The organism is Streptomyces durmitorensis (assembly GCF_023498005.1).
Lineage (GTDB): Bacteria > Actinomycetota > Actinomycetes > Streptomycetales > Streptomycetaceae > Streptomyces > Streptomyces durmitorensis.
Window position 1 is genome coordinate 3,739,506 of the sequence record NZ_CP097289.1, and the last position, 19,417, is coordinate 3,758,922.

The 19,417-nt window shown below is 70.6% G+C and carries 14 protein-coding genes; 9 read left to right on the forward strand and 5 right to left on the reverse strand.

Annotated features, from left to right (window positions below):
• Positions 1-40: 40 nt before the first annotated feature.
• The 4 genes from M4V62_RS16565 to M4V62_RS16580 all read left to right on the forward strand — a co-directional run bounded on the left by M4V62_RS16565 (position 41) and on the right by M4V62_RS16580 (position 5,141).
• The gene (locus tag M4V62_RS16565; RefSeq protein WP_249588037.1) at positions 41-1,453 is read left to right on the forward strand and encodes a class II fumarate hydratase; all 1,413 of its coding nucleotides are present in this window, start codon (positions 41-43) and stop codon (positions 1,451-1,453) included.
• Positions 1,454-1,521: 68 nt separating this feature from the next.
• Positions 1,522-2,208 (forward strand): cytidylyl-2-hydroxypropylphosphonate hydrolase, encoded by a 687-nt coding sequence (gene fomD, locus M4V62_RS16570; RefSeq protein WP_249588038.1) that lies wholly within the window; start codon positions 1,522-1,524, stop codon positions 2,206-2,208.
• 127 nt (positions 2,209-2,335) lie between these two features.
• On the forward strand, positions 2,336-3,028 hold the full coding sequence (locus M4V62_RS16575) for a class I SAM-dependent methyltransferase (protein WP_249588039.1): 693 nt from the start codon (positions 2,336-2,338) through the stop codon (positions 3,026-3,028).
• Between the two features lie 55 nt (positions 3,029-3,083).
• The gene (locus M4V62_RS16580) at positions 3,084-5,141 is read left to right on the forward strand and encodes a SpoIIE family protein phosphatase (protein ID WP_249588040.1); all 2,058 of its coding nucleotides are present in this window, start codon (positions 3,084-3,086) and stop codon (positions 5,139-5,141) included.
• Positions 5,142-5,226: 85 nt separating this feature from the next.
• Here the strand turns inward: M4V62_RS16580 and M4V62_RS16585 are convergent, their stop codons facing one another.
• Positions 5,227-7,491: a transglycosylase domain-containing protein gene (locus tag M4V62_RS16585; RefSeq protein ID WP_249588041.1), complete on the reverse strand. Its 2,265-nt coding sequence runs from the start codon at positions 7,489-7,491 to the stop codon at positions 5,227-5,229.
• 274 nt (positions 7,492-7,765) lie between these two features.
• Between M4V62_RS16585 and M4V62_RS16590 the strand changes: the two genes are divergently transcribed.
• Genes M4V62_RS16590 through M4V62_RS16600 form a run of 3 tightly spaced genes read left to right on the forward strand, consistent with a single transcriptional unit; the run spans position 7,766 to position 11,429 of the window.
• Positions 7,766-8,293 (forward strand): PadR family transcriptional regulator, encoded by a 528-nt coding sequence (locus M4V62_RS16590; RefSeq protein WP_160506940.1) that lies wholly within the window; start codon positions 7,766-7,768, stop codon positions 8,291-8,293.
• Positions 8,290-8,976 carry an ABC transporter ATP-binding protein gene (locus tag M4V62_RS16595; RefSeq protein ID WP_249588042.1) on the forward strand — a complete coding sequence of 229 codons (687 nt, stop codon included), beginning with the start codon at positions 8,290-8,292 and terminating at the stop codon, positions 8,974-8,976. Before M4V62_RS16590 ends, M4V62_RS16595 begins: the two co-directional genes overlap by 4 nt.
• Entirely contained in the window at positions 8,973-11,429 is a 2,457-nt protein-coding gene (locus M4V62_RS16600) for an ABC transporter permease (RefSeq protein WP_430626878.1), read from the forward strand. Before M4V62_RS16595 ends, M4V62_RS16600 begins: the two co-directional genes overlap by 4 nt.
• A 36-nt stretch (positions 11,430-11,465) precedes the next feature.
• Here the strand turns inward: M4V62_RS16600 and M4V62_RS16605 are convergent, their stop codons facing one another.
• Positions 11,466-12,404: a LysR substrate-binding domain-containing protein gene (locus M4V62_RS16605; RefSeq protein ID WP_249588043.1), complete on the reverse strand. Its 939-nt coding sequence runs from the start codon at positions 12,402-12,404 to the stop codon at positions 11,466-11,468.
• A 129-nt stretch (positions 12,405-12,533) separates the two neighbouring features.
• Between M4V62_RS16605 and M4V62_RS16610 the strand changes: the two genes are divergently transcribed.
• The gene (locus M4V62_RS16610) at positions 12,534-13,088 is read left to right on the forward strand and encodes a peroxiredoxin (RefSeq protein ID WP_249588044.1); all 555 of its coding nucleotides are present in this window, start codon (positions 12,534-12,536) and stop codon (positions 13,086-13,088) included.
• Positions 13,089-13,103: 15 nt separating this feature from the next.
• Complete coding sequence (locus M4V62_RS16615) at positions 13,104-13,634, forward strand: alkyl hydroperoxide reductase (RefSeq protein WP_249588045.1); 531 nt, start codon at positions 13,104-13,106, stop codon at positions 13,632-13,634.
• A 61-nt stretch (positions 13,635-13,695) separates the two neighbouring features.
• Here the strand turns inward: M4V62_RS16615 and M4V62_RS16620 are convergent, their stop codons facing one another.
• The 3 genes from M4V62_RS16620 to M4V62_RS16630 form a co-directional block, all read right to left on the reverse strand.
• Positions 13,696-17,073, reverse strand: coding sequence for an outer membrane protein assembly factor BamB family protein (locus M4V62_RS16620; protein ID WP_249588046.1), 3,378 nt, complete (start codon positions 17,071-17,073; stop codon positions 13,696-13,698).
• A gap of 54 nt (positions 17,074-17,127) precedes the next feature.
• Positions 17,128-18,507: an AI-2E family transporter gene (locus tag M4V62_RS16625; protein ID WP_249588047.1), complete on the reverse strand. Its 1,380-nt coding sequence runs from the start codon at positions 18,505-18,507 to the stop codon at positions 17,128-17,130.
• 126 nt (positions 18,508-18,633) lie between these two features.
• Positions 18,634-19,356 carry an aggregation-promoting factor C-terminal-like domain-containing protein gene (locus M4V62_RS16630; RefSeq protein ID WP_478754554.1) on the reverse strand — a complete coding sequence of 241 codons (723 nt, stop codon included), beginning with the start codon at positions 19,354-19,356 and terminating at the stop codon, positions 18,634-18,636.
• Between the last annotated feature and the right edge of the window lie 61 nt (positions 19,357-19,417).

The window sequence follows — 19,417 nt, forward strand, 5'->3', positions numbered from 1 at the left end:
AACTTTTCAGCGAGGTTTGACGGAGAGGTAGGTTCGTGGCATGACCAGCGACGCCAGCGCAAGCGACAGCGGTGAGTACCGGATCGAGCACGACTCCATGGGCGAGGTGCGGGTCCCCGCGCACGCCAAGTGGCGTGCGCAGACGCAGCGCGCGGTGGAGAACTTCCCCGTGTCCGGACAGCGTCTGGAGCGCGCGCACATCGCCGCGCTCGCCCGGATCAAGGCGGCGGCGGCGAAGGTGAACGCGGACCTCGGGGTGCTGGACAAGGACGTCGCGACGGCGATCGCGGACGCTGCGGGCGAGGTGGCCGAAGGGCGCTGGGACGAGCACTTCCCCGTGGACGTCTTCCAGACCGGGTCCGGCACGTCGTCCAACATGAACACGAACGAAGTGCTCGCGACGCTCGCCACCGAGCGCCTGGGCAAGGACGTCCACCCGAACGACCACGTGAACGCGTCCCAGTCCTCGAACGACGTCTTCCCCTCCTCGATCCACATCGCGGCCACGGGCGCCGTGACACAGGACCTGATCCCCGCCCTGGAGCACCTGGCGACCGCCCTTGAGCGCAAGTCGGCGGAGTTCGCCGACGTGGTGAAGTCCGGGCGCACGCACCTGATGGACGCGACGCCCGTGACCCTCGGCCAGGAGTTCGGCGGGTACGCGGCGCAGGTGCGCTACGGCGTGGAGCGGCTGCGGTCCTCGCTGCCGCGCCTTGCCGAACTGCCGCTCGGCGGCACGGCGGTGGGCACCGGCATCAACACGCCGCCCGGCTTCTCGGCGGCCGTGATCGACGAGGTGGCGCGCGCCACGGGCCTTCCGCTGACCGAGGCCCGCGACCACTTCGAGGCCCAGGGCGCGCGGGACGGGATCGTGGAGACCAGCGGTCAACTGCGGACGATCGGTGTCGGCCTCACGAAGATCGCCAACGATCTGCGCTGGATGGCGTCCGGTCCGCGGACCGGGCTCGCCGAGATCAACCTGCCCGATCTGCAGCCCGGTTCCTCGATCATGCCGGGCAAGGTGAATCCGGTCATTCCGGAGGCCGTCCTGATGGTCGCCGCCCAAGTCACCGGCAACGACGCGACGGTGGCCGCCGCGGGGGCCGCGGGCAACTTCGAGCTGAACGTGATGCTGCCGGTCATCGGCAAGAACGTCCTGGAGTCCGTGCGGCTGCTCGCCAACGTGTCGCGGCTGCTCGCCGACCGGACGGTGGACGGCATCACCGCGAATGCCGAACGGGCCCGCGAGTACGCCGAGTCCTCGCCTTCCGTGGTCACTCCGCTGAACAAGTACATCGGGTACGAGGAGGCGGCGAAGGTCGCCAAGAAGTCGCTCGCCGAACGGAAGACCATCCGCGAGGTCGTGCTCGAAGGCGGATACGTCGAGCGGGGCGAGCTCACGCTGACGCAGTTGGACGAGGCGCTGGACGTGCTGCGGATGACGCGGCCGTAGGACGGCGTTCCCCTCTGCGCCCGGACAGGTTCCCAGGAGCTTGTCCGGGCGGCGACTAATATCTCTCCATGACAGACCTCACCACGCCGCCAACGACGAGCAGCGAAGCAGCACGCTGGGCCCCCGGCTCCCATGTGCTGTGGCGGTACAAGGAGAACGCCGGGAACCGGATCCACATCTGCAGGCCCGTCACGGTCGTGCAGGACACCGAAGAACTGCTCGCCGTGTGGATGGCCCCCGGCACCGAATGCGTGAAGCCCGTGCTCGCCGACGGGACCCCCGTTCACCACGAGCCCCTCGCCACCCGCTACACGAAGCCCCGCGCGCTGCGCAGGGACCGCTGGTTCGGCACCGGCGTACTGAAGTTGGCCCGGCCCGCGGAGCCGTGGTCGGTGTGGCTGTTCTGGGATCCGGGATGGCGGTTCAAGAACTGGTACGTGAATCTTGAGGAGCCGCGAGCCCGTTGGGCCGGAGGCATCGATTCCGAGGATCACTTTCTGGACATCTCTGTGCGCCCGGACCGGACTTGGCAGTGGCACGACGAGGACGAATTCGCCCAGGCTCAGCGCGCCGGGCTGATGGGCGCGGGAAAGGCGCGGGAAGTGCGGGCCGCCGGGCGGGCCGCCATCGATGTGATCCATTCCTGGGGACTGCCGTTTTCGGACAACTGGCAGCACTGGCGCCCCGATCCGGACTGGGCGATTCCGCCCCTTCCGGACGACTGGGATCGCACGCCCGCTCATGTGACGTCATGAGACCCTTGATGCGCCCCCATGGTTCAAACGTAGGATCGTCCTCCGCAAGGGCGCACAGCAGCAACTCAGCAGCAACTCCCTGAGCTTGCGCGTTGCCTGACAGGATGTCATCGAAGGGCGGCAGAACGTGAGCGAGGCGAGCGAGTTCGACAGGTACGGCGGGCCATCCGGCGTGCTGCCCGACCGGACGGGGCAGGCCGAGGCCTTCGACGCCATCGGACAGCACTACGACGACGCCTTCCCGCACAAGGACGGCCAGCAGGCCGCCGGACGCAGGCTCGCCGACGCGCTGCCGCCCGGGTCGAGGATTCTCGACGTGGGATGCGGCACAGGGCTTCCCACCGCCCGTCAGCTCACCGACGCCGGGCACCTCGTCCTCGGCATCGACCTCTCCTCCGGCATGCTCGACCTGGCCAGGAAGAACGTGCCCTCGCCGAACGCCGAATTCCGGCAGCTCGACGTGGCGGCGCTGCGGGCCGAAGGGCCCGACGGGGTCGGCCGGTTCGACGGGATCGCGGCATTCTTCGCGCTTCTCATGCTGCCGCGCGCCGAGATCCCGTACGCTCTGCGGCTGCTGCACGGACTGCTGCGCCCCGGTGGCCTGCTCGCGCTCTCCATGGTCGAGGCCGACCTGGACGACGCGGGAATTCCGTTCCTGGGGCACACAATCCGGGTATCCGGATACCTGCGAGACGAACTGCGGCAGGTCGTACGTGACGCGGGCTTCGACATCGTCGAGGAGGACACGTACTCCTACGCCCCGGCGAGTACCGACGTACCACCCGAGCACCAGCTCTTCCTGCACTGCCGACGCGGCTGACCAAAGTAGCCACCGGACACCAAGGCGCAGCCCCGGACGGACGGATTCGAAACGCGTGACGGAGCACTCCATCCCCGACGAGGGCCGACAGCCCAGAGCTGCCCGGCCCGCCGCCCCCGCGGATCCCCGCGGGGCGCAGGCGCGTGCCCCGAAGGCGCGGGACACCCCGGGCGCGACCGCTTTACCCGCACAGGCCCAGGCCCGGACGGGCGACGCCACCGCGAGCCCCAGCGACGAGCACTCCCAGTCGCACGGGCCCTCGGCGCAGCAGCCCGACCCGCACCGGCCGCGGCCGGCCGGGCAGGACAGCCCCGACGGCACCCTGGAGGGCGCCCCGGGCGGTGAGGAGCGGCGTACGGGACAGCCACGACCGCCGGGCTCAGGCCCCGCGGCGATGCGGCGCGACGGCGACCGGCTGCGCTTCGTGGGCGCCGCGACCCGGCGCATCGCCCGCGGCATCGACCTGGACGAGATCGTGATGGGCCTGTGCCGGGCCACGGTGCCGACGTTCTCCGACGCGATACTGGTCTACCTGCGCGACCCGCTGCCGGTCGGCGAGGAGCGGCCGAGCGGAGCCCTCGTGCTGCGCCTGCGCCGCACCGACCGCATCCCGGAGGAGCCCGACACCGAGGGCGGCACCCTGCCCACCCTCCAGGTGCAGGCCGATCTCGTGACGACCGCGGAGCTGTGCGAGGTGCGCCCCGGCGGCGCCCTCGCCGAGGTCCTGCGCGGCGTACGCCCGGTCTTCGCCGACACCCCCGCGGCCCGCGCCGCCCTGCCCGAGCTGCTCGGCGAAGGCCGCACCGTGCCGGGCGGGCAGCGCACGATCCTCGCCCCGCTGCGGGGCAGGCGCCGGGTGATCGGCGCCGCGGTGTTCCTGCGCCGCCCCGACCGGCCCGCGTTCGAGGGCGACGACCTCCTGGTCGCCGCCCAACTGGCCACGCACAGCGCGCTCGGCATCGACAAGGCCGTGCTGTACGGCCGCGAGGCGTACATCGCCGACGAGCTCCAGCGCACGATGCTGCCCGAGACCCTGCCGCGCCCCACCGGCGTCCGCCTGGCGTCCCGCTATCTCCCGGCCGCCGAGACGGCCCGGGTCGGCGGCGACTGGTACGACGCGATCCCGCTGCCCGGCAGCCGGGTCGCGCTGGTCGTGGGCGACGTCATGGGGCACTCCATGACCTCGGCCGCGATCATGGGCCAGCTGCGCACGACCGCGCAGACCCTGGCCGGGCTCGACCTGCCGCCCCAGGAGGTCCTGCACCACCTGGACGAGCAGGCCCAGCGGCTCGGCTCGGACCGCATGGCGACCTGCCTCTACGCGGTCTACGACCCGGTCGCGCACCGCATCACCATCGCCAACGCCGGGCATCCGCCGCCCGTCCTGCTGCATCTGGGCGGCCGTGCGGAGGTCCTGCGGGTCCCGCCGGGCGCCCCCATCGGCGTGGGCGGCGTCGACTTCGAGGCCGTGGAGCTCGACGCGCCCGCGGGCGCCACCCTGCTCCTCTACACGGACGGCCTGGTCGAGTCCCGGCTGCGGGACGTGTGGACCGGCATAGAGCAGCTGCGCGAACGGCTCGCCGCCACCGCCCAGTTGACAGGACCGGACCATCCGCCGCCCCTGGAGGCCCTCTGCGACGACGTGCTCGACATGCTCGGCCCCGGCGACCGGGACGACGACATCGCGCTGCTCGCCGCCCGCTTCGACGGGATCGCGCCGAGCGACGTCGCGTACTGGTACCTGGAGCCGGAGGACGCCACGCCCGCCCGCGCCAGGCGCCTGGCCCGCAGCGCCCTGGAGCGCTGGGGCCTTCAGGAGCTGACCGACTCGCTCGAACTCCTGGTCAGCGAGGTCGTCACGAACGCCGTGCGGTACGCCTCGCGCCCGGTGACGCTGCGTCTGCTGCGTACGGACGTGCTGCGCTGCGAGGTCGGCGACGACGTGCCGCAACTGCCGCGGCTGCGGCAGGCGCGGGCCACGGATGAGGGCGGCCGGGGGTTGTATCTGGTCAATCGGCTTGCCCGGCGGTGGGGCGCGACGCGGTTGAGTACCGGGAAGGTGGTCTGGTTCGAGCTGAATCACGGCTCGACCCCGGAATCGAGCCGGAACTAAGCGCTCGCTGGACTATGCGGTTCTTTTGCCGCGGGCCGGTGGGGGCTGGTCGCGCAGTTCCCGCGCCCCTTACGGGGCGCGGGTCTCAATCCCTGCCCGGCCGCCCGTTCGGGTTCTCCGGGATCTCGATCGAGTCCGTCGGGTCCGGCTCGTCCGGCTCCTCGGTCGGCGGATCCGTGGTCGGATCGTCCGACGGCGGCTCGGTCGTCGGGGTCTCCGTCGGCTTGTCCGTCGTCGGGTCGTCCGTCGGCGGCTTCGTCGTCGGGTCCTTGGTCTCCGACGGCTCGTCCGTCGGCTCCTGCGGGGCCTGCGTCGTCGGGTCCGGGGGCGGCGCGATGGCCGCACCCATGGACGTGTCCAGGTCGAACTTGCTGGGCGAGCCCATCGCGTCGAAGGTGTACGCCGCCCAGATCTGCGCCGGGAAGCTGCCGCCGTCGACGCGCGGCAGACCGCCGGCGCCCTTCATGGAGACCTGCTTGCTCTCCTCGGCCGTGCCCGCCGCGCCCTCGCCGAACAGGCCGACGGAGGTGACCAGCTTCGGCGTGTAGCCGACGAACCAGGCCGACTTGTTGTCGTCGGACGTACCGGTCTTGCCCGCCACGTCCTGCACGGGGCTGCGCACCGCGCTGCCCGTGCCGTCGTCGACCACGCCGGTCAGGACCGAGGTGATCGAGTCCGCGGTGCCGCGCTCGACGACCTTCTCGCCGATCGGGTCCGGCAGCTCGATCGTGCGGTCCTTGTGCTCCACGGACGCCACGACCGCCGGGGTGACCTTCTTGCCGTGGTTGTCGAGCGTCGCGTACACGCCCGCCATCTCCAGCGGGCTCGCGCCCATGGTGCCCAGGGTCTGCGCGGGCACGGCGGGAAGATCCTCGACGTCCATGCCGAGCTTGCCCGCGGTCTCCAGTACGTCGTCCATGCCGACGTCCACGCCCATCTGCGCGAAGACGGAGTTGATGGACTTGTTCATCGCCTTCTGGACGTTGACCTGGCCGTAGCTCTTGTCGTCCTCGTTCGGCGGCGCGAAGGCGACGTCGCTGCCCTTGACCGGGCGCTCGCTGGTGCCGTCGTAGATCGTGTTCGCCGTGATCGGCTGGCCGGACTGCGTCGTGGCGCTCTTCTCCAGGGCCGCGGCGAGGATCAGCGGCTTGAAGGTGGAGGCCGGCTGGTAGTCACGCCGGGTGGCGTTGTTCGTGTAGTGCTTGACGTAGTCTTGGCCGCCGTACATCGCGAGGACCTTGCCGGTCTTCGGGTCGACGGACGCGGCGCCCGCCTGCACCCGGGCGTCGGCCTTGCGCTTGTCGGGGTCGAGCTGGTCGTTCAGCTTCTTGTCGACGGCCTTCTCAAGCTGCTTCTGCTTCTTCTGGTCGATGTTGAGCGTGATCGTGTAGCCGCCCGCGTCGAACTGCTCCTCGCTGAGGTGGCCGGCCTTCATGACCTCGGCCTTGGCCTCCTTCACGAGGTAACCGGCCTGGCCCTCGAGGCCGGGCGCGGCCTTGGGCGCCTCCGGCTTGTCGAACTTCAGGCCCTCGCGCTCGCTCGCGGCCAGCCAGCCCTCCTCGACCATGTTGTCGAGCACGTAGTTCCAGCGCGCCTTGACCAGCTTCTTGCTCGCGTCCGTGGCGGAGGTCCAGTCGTACTGGCTCGGGGCCTGGAGGAGGGCGGCGAGGTAGGCGCCCTGCGTGACGTTCAGTTCCTCGGCGTCGACGTTGTAGTAGGCCTGGGCCGCGGCCTGGATGCCGTAGGCGCCGCGGCCGTAGTAGCTGGTGTTGATGTACCCGGCGAGGATGTCGTCCTTGCTCTTCTTCTGGTCCACCTTCAGCGAGATGACCAGTTCCTTGAGCTTGCGGGTCACCGTCTGCTCCGACGTCAAGTAGTAGTTCTTGACGTACTGCTGGGTGATCGTCGAGCCACCCTGCTTGCCCTTGCCGGAGACGGTGTTGATCAGACCGCGGGCGGTGCCCTTGAAGTCGACGCCCTTGTCCTTGTAGAAGGACTTGTTCTCGGCGGCCACGAACGTGCGCTGCACGTCCTTGGGCACCTTCTCCAGGTCGACGACCTCACGGTTCAGCTCGCCGGTCCTGGCGATGACCTTGCCGTTCTTGTACTTGTAGACGTTGCTCTGGAGCTTGGCCGCCGCGTTGCCCTCGGGCACGTCGACCACCATGTAGAGGACGACGAAGGCGAGCATGCCAAGGAGGCAGAGCCCGAAGAACGTACCCAGGATCTTCTTCAGCGTGAAGAAGCGGCGTATGCCCGTGCGCTTGGGTTTGCCGCCGCCGGCGGGGCGCCCGCGCGATGCCCGGCGCGCGCCGCGCTGCCGCGCTTGTCGCTCTTCCGCTCGGCCCATGAGTCTGAGTGCTCCGCTTCCGTGTCGTTCGCTCGCTTATGACTGGCAAGTCAGCTCAAGAAGCTAACACCGCACCTAGGGACAAAGGACTGCCGATCCGGTCTTTTCCGGACGTGACAATCAGCACCTGCACCACAGGAACCGGTGATTGCCCCCAGTAGACCGACGATCCTGGGGCCCAGAAGGTTGCCCGCCTTTCGAACCTGTGAGCCCGGGGCCGAGGCCGAAACAGGGGTATACATGCCACGTATACACACGGTGTAGAGTGCTCCGCATGTCCATCGGTCACACCCTCCTCGGCCTTCTTGAGTCGGGCCCGCGCCACGGCTACGACCTCAAGCGCACCTTCGACGAGAAGTTCGGTCACGACAAGCCTCTGCACTACGGGCAGGTCTACTCGACCATGTCCCGCCTCCTGAAGAACGGCCTCGTCGAGGTCGACGGCATAGAGGCGGGCGGCGGCCCCGAGCGCAAGCGGTACGCGATCACCGAAGCCGGCATCACCGACGTCGAGCGCTGGCTCGCCACCCCGGAGAAGCCCGAGCCCTACCTCCAGTCGACCCTCTACACGAAGGTCGTCCTCGCGCTCCTGACCGAGCGCGACGCCTCGGAGATGCTCGACGCCCAGCGCGCCGAGCACCTGCGCCTGATGCGCATCCTCACCGACCGCAAGCGCAAGGGCGACCTCGCCGACCAGCTGATCTGCGACCACGCGCTCTTCCACCTCGAAGCCGATCTGCGCTGGCTCGAACTGGCCGCGGCCCGCCTCGGCAAGCTCGCCCAGGAGGTGCGCTCCGCATGACCCCCGCCGGCTCCCTGCTCACCGCATCCGCCCTGCGCAAGACGTACGGCCCGACGACCGCGCTCGACGACGCCGGGTTCTCCATCCACCCCGGCGAGGTCGTCGCCGTGATGGGCCCCTCCGGCTCCGGCAAGTCGACCCTCCTGCACTGTCTCGCGGGGATCGTCAAGCCCGACTCGGGCTCCATCACGTACAACGGCCGCGAGCTCACGGACCTGCCGGACGCCTCGCTGAGCGCCCTGCGCCGCAGCGAGTTCGGCTTCGTCTTCCAGTTCGGGCAGCTGGTGCCCGAACTGACCTGCGTCGAGAACGTCGCACTTCCGCTGCGGCTGAACGGCGCACGGCGCAAGGAGGCCGAGGCGACCGCCCGCACCTGGATGGAGCGCCTGGAGGTCGAGGACGTCACCGCCAAGCGGCCCGGCGAGGTCTCCGGCGGTCAGGGCCAGCGGGTCGCGGTGGCCCGCGCGCTCGCCACGAGCCCACGCGTGGTCTTCGCCGACGAGCCCACCGGCGCGCTCGACTCGCTCAACGGCGAGCGCGTGATGGAGCTGCTCACCGACGCCGCCCGCTCGACGAACGCCGCCGTGGTCCTCGTCACGCACGAGACGCGGGTCGCCGCCTACTCCGACCGCGAGATCGTCGTGCGCGACGGCAGGTCGCGGGACATGGAGCGGGCGATATGAGTCTCGACACGCGCGCCACGGCCGATAACCGGCACGCGCCGCCGCTCGCCGACATCGCCGCGACCGTGCCCAAGGGGGGACCCCGCGCCTTCGTCCGCGACCTCGCGATGGGCATACGTTTCGCCGTCGGCGGCGGCCGTGAGGGCTGGACCCGCACCCTCCTGACGGCGGTCGGCGTCGGCCTCGGCGTGGCGCTGCTGCTCGGCGCGGCCTCCGTGCCCACCCTGCTTCAGCACCGCGAGGACCGCGAGGTGGCCCGCGCGGCCACCGACCAGTTCTCGGACAAGAAGGTCGAGCGGTCGAACTCCACGGTCCTCCAGCGCGACACCCCCACCGACTTCCGCGACGCCACGGTGAGCGGCCGCGTGCTGCGCGCCGAAGGCAGCGACCCGGCCCTGCCGCCCGGCCTGAAGAAGATCCCGGCCGACGGCGAGATGGCCGTGTCGCCCGCCCTGCGCGAGCTCCTGGACAGCTCCGACGGCGCCCTCCTGAAGGAGCGCTTCGGCGAGTACCGCGTCACGGACACCATCGGCGACGCGGGCCTGACCAACCCCAAGGAGCTCTACTACTACGCCGGTTCCGACGCCCTCACCCCGGCGAAGGGCGGCCACCGCGTGGCGGACTTCGGGTACAAAGAGCCCGCGGAACCCATGGACCCGCTGCTGATCGTCCTGGTCGTCCTGATCTGCGTGGTCCTGCTGACCCCGGTGGTCATCTTCATCGGCACGGCGGTCCGCTTCGGCGGCGACCGGCGCGACCGGCGTCTGGCCGCGCTGCGCCTGGTCGGCGCGGACGCGCACAGCGTGCGGCGGATCGCGGCGGGCGAGGCCCTGTGCGGCGCGCTGCTCGGCCTGGCCGCGGGCGGTCTGTTCTTCCTGGGCGTACGCGAGGTGATCGGCACCCTCGACGGGTGGAAGATCAGCGCCTTCCCCTCCGACGTGGTGCCGGTGCCCGGCCTCGCCGCGCTGATCCTGCTCGCCGTACCCGTCACCGCCGTCCTGGTCACCCTGATCTCGCTGCGGGCCGTCTCCATCGAGCCGCTGGGCGTCGTGCGCAGCACCAAACCCCGCAAGCGCCGCGTCTGGTGGCGCATCGTGATGCCGCTGCTCGGCCTCGGCATCCTGCTCGCCTCGGGCCAGGTCGGGGGCGACGTGATCAATGGCTATGTCGGGGGCGACGTGGCCCCGCCGGTCTTCGCCATCGGCACGGGCGCCACGCTCACCCTGGTGGGCCTGGCCGCGCTGCTGCCCTGGCTCGTCGAGGCGAGCGTGGCCAGGCTGCGCGGCGGAGGTCCCGTGCCCTGGCAACTGGCCATCCGCAGGCTTCAGTTGAGCAGCGGCACGGCGGCGCGCGCGGTCAGCGGCATCACCGTCGCGGTGGCGGGCGCGGTAGCCCTGCAGATGATGTTCGTCGCGATGCACGACGACTTCAACCGGACGACCGACAACGACCCCGGCCGCGCCAAGCTGGTGGTCAGGGCCGACGTCGGCGACGGCGAGCTCGCCGAGCGGATGATCGACAAGTTCCGCACGACCAAGGGCGTCAAGAACGTCATCGGCACGGTCTCCACGTACGTCGTGAAGCCGGGCAAGCTGAAGAACCCCGACGACCTCAGGCCCACCACGGAGCTGACGGTCGGCACCTGCGCGAACCTGCGCGAGCTGGCCCGGATCGGCGACTGCCGGGACGGCGACACCTTCGTCGTGCACACCGGCGACACCGAGATGAACAAGTGGGTCGACGAGTCGGCCCGTCCGGGCAAGCCGATCGATCTGAACGCCATCAGCTGGGACGAGTCCGGCCACCAGCACGTCCCGTGGACGCTGCCCGCCGACTCCCGCAAGGTCAAGGCCCGCCCCGACCCGGGCGGCGACCTGCACGACGGCATCTACGCGACGCCCGGCGCGATCGACGCCTCCAAGATGGCCGACGCCTCGACGACCGCGATGATCCAGGTGGACCCGGACACCAAGGACGCCGAGGAGTACATCCGCAACACGGCGGCCCACGTCGACCCGTTCCTCTCCGTGCAGACGCTGCGCGCGGTCGAGCGCGACAAGCAGTACGCCACCATCCAGAGGGGTCTCCAGGTCGGCGCGATGGCGACGATGGCCCTGATCGCCGCGTCCCTGCTGGTCTCGATGATCGAGCAACTGCGGGAGCGCAAGCGCCTCCTGGCGGCGCTCACCGCGTTCGGCACGCGCCGCGCGACGATGGCGTGGTCGATCCTGTGGCAGACCGCGATCCCGGTCGCCATCGGCCTGGTGCTCGCCGTCGCGGGCGGCCTCGGCCTCGGCTGGGTCATGGTCCGCATGATCCAGAAGTCGGTCACCGACTGGTGGCTCTTCGCCCCCCTGACGGCCGCGGGCGCCGCGCTGGTCGCGGTCGTGACGCTGCTCAGCCTGCCGCCGCTGTGGCGCATGATGCGCCCGGACGGACTGCGTACGGAGTAACTCCCCGCGCGGGAGCGGAACGTTGCCGGTGCGGGGTCACAGCACCCGCACCGGCAACGGCTTCACGGCCCCCCTCAGGGCGGCGGCGAGCTCCTCGTGCTCCGCGGCCCGCGCGGCCCCCGTACGCATCGCGAGGGCGATGCGCCGGGTCGGCGCCGGGTCAGCGAAGTACCCGGTGAGCAGCTGGTTGCTGCGGCTGGTCTCGACACGGACGGCGGTGCGCGGGAGCAGCGTCACACCGAGGCCGCCGGCCACCAGCTGTACGAGGGTGGAGAGTCCGGCGGCCGTCGTGGTCACCGGGGCGTCCGCGCGCCCGGCCTCCCGGCAGATGTCCAGGGCCTGGTCGCGCAGGCAGTGCCCCTCATCGAGCAGCAGCAGGTTCAGCTCGCGCAGGGCGTCGCGCGGGATGCCCTCGCGCCCGCCGAGCCAGTGGTCGAGCGGCGTGACGAGCACGAAGTCCTCGTCGAACAGGGGCAGTTCGGTGACGCCGGGCACGCCGAGCGGCACGGCGAGCAGCAGCAGATCGAGCCGTCCCGCGCCGAGCCCCTCGATCAGCGAGGACGTCTGCTCCTCGTGCACCTGGAGATCGAGGTCCGGGTACTTCTCGTGGACGAGCCCGATGAGCGTGGGCAGCAGATACGGCGCCACGGTCGGGATCACGCCGAGCCGCAGCGCCCCGGTGAAGGGGGCGCGCACCGCGTCGGCCTCCTCCATCAGCGCCCCGACCTCGTCGAGCACGGCCCTGGCCCGCACCGCGAGCCGCTCGCCCGCCGACGAGAGCAGCACCTTGCGGGTCGTACGCTCGAGGAGGGTGACACCGAGTGTCTCCTCCAGGGCCGAGACCGCACCGGAGAGCGCGGGCTGGCTCATCCCTATTGCTCCCGCCGCATCCCTGAAGTGCAGGTGCTCGGCCACGGCCGAGAAGGCACGCAGCTGCGCCAGGCTGGGCTGCTTGCCCCTATTTGTTGCTGGCACTGATAGCCACCTCCGATCAACAAGACAGAGTGTAGCTATTTCCCTAATCAATGCACCCTGTGCCACGATCGACAGCAGTCCAACCCCCTGGAGCCCCTTACCGGGGTTCCTCTGCTGCAAGGAGAGTTCGTGCTCACTGTCGGTGACAAGTTCCCCCAGTTCGATCTGACTGCCTGTGTCTCGCTGGAGAAGGGCTCGGAGTTCCAGCAGATCGACCACAAGACCTACGAGGGCAAGTGGAAGATCGTCTTCGCGTGGCCCAAGGACTTCACCTTCGTGTGCCCGACCGAGATCGCCGCCTTCGGCAAGCTGAACGACGAGTTCGCTGACCGCGACGCCCAGATCCTCGGCTTCTCCGGTGACTCCGAGTTCGTGCACCACGCCTGGCGCAAGGACCACCCGGACCTCACCGACCTGCCCTTCCCGATGCTGGCCGACTCGAAGCACGAGCTCATGCGTGACCTCGGCATCGAGGGCGAGGACGGCTTCGCCCAGCGCGCCGTCTTCATCGTCGACCAGAACAACGAGATCCAGTTCACGATGGTGACCGCCGGTTCCGTGGGCCGTAACCCCAAGGAGGTCCTCCGGGTCCTCGACGCGCTCCAGACGGACGAGCTCTGCCCGTGCAACTGGACGCAGGGCGACGAGACCCTGGACCCGGTCGCGCTCCTCTCGGGCGAGTGAACGGAGCCTACTGACATGGCACTCGACGAACTGAAGTCCGCCGTACCGGACTACGCCAAGGACCTGAAGCTGAACCTCGGCTCGGTCATCGGCAACTCGGACCTGCCGAAGCAGCAGCTCTGGGGCACGGTGCTCGCCTGCGCGATCGCATCCCGCTCCCCGAAGGTGCTGCGCGAGCTGGAGCCCGAGGCGAAGGCGAACCTCTCCCCCGAGGCGTACACCGCCGCCAAGTCGGCCGCGGCCGTCATGGCGATGAACAACGTCTTCTACCGCACGCGCCACCTGCTCTCGGACCCCGAGTACGGGACGCTGCGCGCCGGCCTGCGGATGAACGTCATCGGCAACCCGGGCGTGGAGAAGGTCGACTTCGAGCTGTGGTCGCTCGCGGTCTCCGCGATCAACGGCTGCGGCCAGTGCCTCGACTCCCACGAGCAGGTGCTGCGCAAGGCCGGCGTGGATCGCGAGACGATCCAGGAAGCCGTCAAGATCGCCGCCGTGATCCAGGCCGTCGGCGTCACGCTGGACTCCGAGGACGTCCTGGCGTAACCGCCCCGCCTCAACAGAACGGCCCCGCCCGGCAGTTGCCGGGCGGGGCCGTCCTGCGTCGTCAGCCCGTGCGGCGCCCGGCCAGCGCGTGCAACGTGCCGTCGTCCGTGAGCGCGAAGATCCGGTCACCGCTGACGGACAGCGCCGACGTGACGCCCGCGCCCAGGTCGTAGCGTTGCGTCTGGCGACCGGTCGAACGGTCGAGGACGAGCAGCCGCCCGTCCCACGTCCCCACATACACAAGGGACTTGGTCACCAGCGGATGCATGGTCGGCGACCCCTCGCCCGCCGTGCAGCCCATGGCAACCCGCCACTCGTCGTCCAGCGGACTCTCCCCGGGCAGATAACCGGCCTTGGTCTGCCAGAGCGGCTTCGACGGATCGGCCGCGCCCGTGTCGTAGGCGCGTACGACACCGTCGCGCCCCGCCACGTACGCGCTGTCGCCCCACACGGCCGGACCGGTCAGCGGCGCCGGACCCGGCTCGCAGACACCCGCGCCGCCCGCCTTCGACTCCCACGTCTGCGCGCCCGTCCCGGGATCGAACCCGCGGACCCCTGACGACGTGAAGGTCACCAGCTGCGGATCGCCCGTGGCCGGGTCGGTGAGCACGGGCGACGAGTGGCTGTCGATGTCGCCCTTGGTGTCCTTCACCCACAGCTGCTCGCAGCGCGCCAGGTCCATCGCGATGACGGTGTTGCTCGAACCGGAGTGCAGATAGGCGGTGTTGGAGCCCGGCTCGCGCACCGCGGTGCTGTGGAACTGCCCCCACGAGCCGGCGGCGGCGAACCCGCCGGGCAGCTTCTCGCCGGTCTTCGCGTCCCGGCAGCGCACCGTGTCCCAGTCCTGGTGGACGGCGACGGAACGGTCCCCCGCCGACTCATCGGTGAGCCCGAAGACGCTGACCGGGCCACCGGCCCGCCCATAGCGCCGCACGGTGTCCCCGTGCCGCTCCTCGCGGTCGACGGCCTCCCAGACGATGTGCCCGTCGTCCGGGTCGAGGGCGTAGATGCGGCCGACGCCCGTCGTCAGGTAGACCTTGCCGCCGTGCAGCGTGGGCGCCGACTCCGCGTCGCCGTCCAGGTACGTACGCCAGATCTCACGGCCGGAGAACACGTCGTAGGCGAGCATCATGCTGTACGGCGAGTCGAAGGCCCGCGACGAGACGATGACCTTGCCGTCGGCGACGACCGAGCCGTTGAGGTTGAACTGCTCCCCGGTGTGGCGCGCCCACTTCAGGTCGAGCACCGGGCCGGGATCGTCCCCGCTCGCGGAGCGCCCGGCCTCGTCGCCGCCCTGCCGGACCCAGTCCTGTCCCGCGCCCACCGCTCCGGCTCTGCGCACCACGGTGAACGGGCTCTTCATCGCGGGCCAGGCCTTGCCCCGGGTGTCGTACGCGACCGTCTCCGCCGTGTACGCGCCGGGCCGCAGGCCGCGCAGCCGGTCGCTCGCCCGCGTCCAGGAACCGCGGGCGTCGGGACAGGGCTCGGGCTTGCCGCCGGGCGGGGTGTAGCAGTTCTCGATGCCGGGCTTCGAAGCACCCTCGCCGAACCGGAGCGACTCGCGTCGCACGACATGGCCGCGCTCGTCCCGCACGGTCACCTTGGCCCGCCCCGGGGTGCGCCCGTCGTCCTCCGCGTACACCTCGACGGGCACGCCGGCCTTCGCCGCGTGCACACTGCCCCGCGCGGGGCTGACCAGGGCGGCGTCGTCGTCGACGTCGAACTGCCGGTGGGTTCCGGTGACATGACCGGTGTCCTCGTCGCGGCCCGTGCGCGGATCGTCGGTGATGGAGCTGAAGTCGAGGACCTTGTAGTCCGGGCGTCCGCCGTCGATCCCGTACGTGCCCTGGTTGTTGATCTCGACGGAGCGCTTGAAGGCGCCGCGCCGGAACTCCGACTGCTGGTTGTGTCCTGCCGCGACCATCCGCACGTCGTACTTGGCGAGTTCGTCGATGGTCGGCTGCATGCCCGCGCCCGGACCCCACTGGGTGAACAGCGAGCGGTGCGCGAAGACGAACACCTGCTTGCCGACCGCGTGTTGGGCCAGATCCCGCCGCAGCCACTCCAGCTGCGGCTTGAGGCCGCTCGCGTCGTAGTTGTCCTCAAGGACGACGACGTGGCGGCCGTCGCGGTCGAAGCTGTACCACTCGGGGCCGAGGTTGCGGCGGTAGTACTCCAGGCTGCCCGCGTAGCCCTGGGAGGCCGCGGTGCCGCCGAAGTCGTGGTTGCCCATCACCGGGTAGAAGGGGTGGCCGAGCCGACCCTCCTTGAGCCCCTTGCTGAAGAGGTCGTAACCGCCCTGGCGGCGCGGCTCGTCGGCATAGTCGGTGACGGTGAGGTCGCCGGTGGCGATCTGCATCGTCGCCCCGTCGACCTCGGACATCGCCCTGACCTGACCGGTCCACTGCGGCAGGGCCTTGCGCGCTTCCTCGTCGTTACGGTTGCCGACCTCGGTGTCGGAGTTCATGACCCACTTCTCGGTGGGGTTCGCCGCGTTCTTGTCGGGGACGAGCGCGAAGTCGGCGCCCGTGGAGCCGCTCTCGGCGATCTCACGGAAGTACTTCGGTATGTAGTCATCGCGCAGCGCGGGCGTGTAGCCGTCCGGCGAGACGATGCTGACGAGGTCGGTCTCGCGCCGGGAGGGATCGATGTCCAGGCGGTACGAACCGTCGGGCCCCGAGGCCGTCCACACCGCCCCGTCGGTGACATCGACGCCGGGCAGGGGCCGCTCGCCCTTGTCCCGCTCGCCGTTGGCGTTGGCGTCCCGGAAGACGGTGCCCGTCACGGTGACGGTGTCCGCCGCCTCGGGGGCGCCGGCGAAGGCGGCCTGGGGCGCGAGGCAGGACAGCGCGACCGTCCCCGCGAGGGCGAGCCTCAGGCGCCGGGTGCGCACAAGGCGTACGAGGAGCGGGAGTTGCCAGGCGGCGAGCGCGAGGAGAGCTCCGGCCGCCGTCACCAGGAGCACGGTGGCCCAGGGGAAGGAGGGGAGCGCGTGCACGCCGCGGGCGTCCACGACCGGGGTGGCCCCCGTGGCGTCCACCGCGGTGCCGTCGAACTCGACGACGACCTGGCTCAGTCCGCCCTTCTCCAGCAGGGCGCTGACGTCGACGGAGTCGAGACGGCAGCTCCACGTGAGCTCCACGACGACGCCACCGGGCACTCCGCCGCTGTCCCCGGCGACGCCGGAGCCGCGGGCCGGGCAGTCGGCCGAGAGCAGCCGGGACGCCCAGGCACCGGCCTCCCCGGCGGACACCACGTCGTGGTGCACGATCAGCCGCCCGCTCGTGCCGCCGTCACCGGGGGCGACGACGAGTTCGGCCCGCTCGCGCGACACGTGCGCGGCGGCGGGCTGGACCCCGATGCCCAGCATCAGGACCAGCAGCCCGAGCACGAGCCCGCCCGCGGTGCGTATCCGTCTGTATCTGTGTCGGTGGCTCATGCGCGCGGACTCTAGCCACCGGAGGTGGCCGTCAGGCCAAGATCCAGGGATCTTTCAGTCGGCGGCGGGCGGGCGGTCCACCGGTGCGACGTCCAGGGCGGTGGCGCCCCGCGGTTGGGGCGACTGCTTCAGGGCGGCCTCACGTGAGTACGCCCGCAAGTAGCCCACCACGGTGTTGGTGACGGCGACCAGCGGCACCGCGACGACGGCCCCGCCGATCCCGGCGACGAGCCCACCCGCGGCCACGGACAGCACGACGGCCAGGGGATGCACCCGCACCGCGCGCCCGAGGATGAACGGCTGGAGGATGTGCCCCTCGATCTGCTGCACGGCGAGGACCACGACCAGGGTCATCACACCGGTGAAGACGCCCTGGGTCACCAGACCCACGACCACGGCGAGCGCGCCCGAGATCACCGCACCCACCAGCGGGATGAACGCGAACAGGAAGATGAACACGGCCAGCGGCACCGCCATCGGCACCCCGAGGAAGTAGATCCCGAGCCCGATGAAGATCGCGTCGATCAGAGCCACTATCACCGTGCCGCGCACGTAGGCCGTCAGCGTGCGCCAGGCCCGCGGCCCCGCGCCCGCGATGCCGGGCCGCGCGGGCGCCGGGACCAGCTTCAGGACCCACTCCCAGATGCGCTTGCCGTCGTAGAGGAGGAACAGCGTCGAGAACATCGCGAGCAGGATGCCGGTCATGGCCTCCACGATCACGGTGACCCCTTCGAGCCCCGCCGACGTCAGCTCCTCCGTGTTCGCGCCGACCGCCTCGCGCAGGCTCTTGGCGACGTCGTTGATCTGATCCTCGGTCACATGGAACGGGCTCGTGAGCAGCCAGTTGCGCAGATCGTCGATGCCGTCCTGGACCTGGCTGGAGAGCGTGTCCACGTTGTCCATGACCTGCCAGACAACGAACCAGCCGACCAGGCCGATGACGACGAAGCCGAGTACGGCCGTGACGACCGTCGCGAGCCCCCTCGGAAGACCGAGCCGCTTGAGCCGGACCACCGTCGGCTGGAGCATCGCGGTGACGAGCAGCGCCGCGACGAAAGCGAAGACGACGAGCTGCACGGCGCTGATGACCTTCATCAACACCCAGAGCGTGCCCGCGAGCACGAGGAGACGCCAGCCGGCCTCGGCCGCGACCCGCATCCCCCACGGCACCGCCGCGACGGGGTCGGGCCTGGCCGTTATGTCCGGCGCGTACGTGGGCGGGGCGGGCACCACGGTCTCCGACTCCGGTGTCGCGGCCGCAGCGGCAGCGGCGTCGCCCTCGGCGGCCGCGGCCTCGTCGGCGCTCGACCGCCGCGCCGCCTTCACGCCGTCGTCGTCAGGACCGGAGTCGGGGTCGTCGTTTCGCCCCATCCGCTCGCCCATCTGAGACAGTCCGGCACCGAGCCGGCCGATCCACCCTGGTACTCGCGACATGATCCGTCCTCTTCCCCCGTCTTTCCCCACCACTCCCCCCTGGAAGTTGTCGGACTGACCGTACACGGCGAAGACCCCCCACCGAAGGACGGTGAGGGGCCTTGAAAAGGTTGAGCGAGCCGCTGCTCAGTACCAGTTGTTCGCCTGCCAGAAGTCCCAGGCACCACACGGGCTTCCGTAGCGGTCGTTCATGTAGCCGAGACCCCACTTGATCTGCGTGGCGGGGTTCGTCTGCCAGTCGGAACCGGCCGAGGACATCTTGGAGCCGGGCAGCGCCTGGACGAGGCCGTACGCGCCGGAAGAGGCGTTGGTGGCCTTGTAGTTCCAGGTGGACTCGTGGTTGACGATGTTGCTGAAGCACTGGAACTGGTCGCCGGGGACCATCTGCCGTGCCATCGCCTGGACCTGCGAGACGGAGTACGAGGACTGCGGGGCGAAGTCGGAGGCGTCGCGCGCGGAGGAACGGCTGGCCTTGACCTCGGCCTTCTCCTCGCGCTCCTTCTTGGCGGCCGCCTTCTCGGCGGCCTCCTGCTTCTCCGCGGCCTTCTGCTTCGCGATGGCCGCCTCGGCGGCCTGCTTGCGGGCCGCTTCCGCCGCAGTCTTCTTCGCGGCCGTGTCGGCAGCCATGGCCTGTGCGTCGGCCTGCTGCGTCAGGGACGCGGTCTGCACCTGGGCCTGCTGGCCCGCGGGAATGTCTGCGAGGAGAGTCGCGTCGCTTGCCGCCGCCTCGAAGTCGTTGTCATTCGAGGCGCCCGGGGTGCTGCCCGAGGCGACACCGACGACAGCGCCAACAGTGGTGACCGCGGTGGCGGATGCCACGGCGAATCCCCGGACCGAAATCCGGCTCACACGGTTTCCTTCCAGCATCGCCCGCATAGGTGACCTCGCGGACGCAATCGTGCCCCTGGAC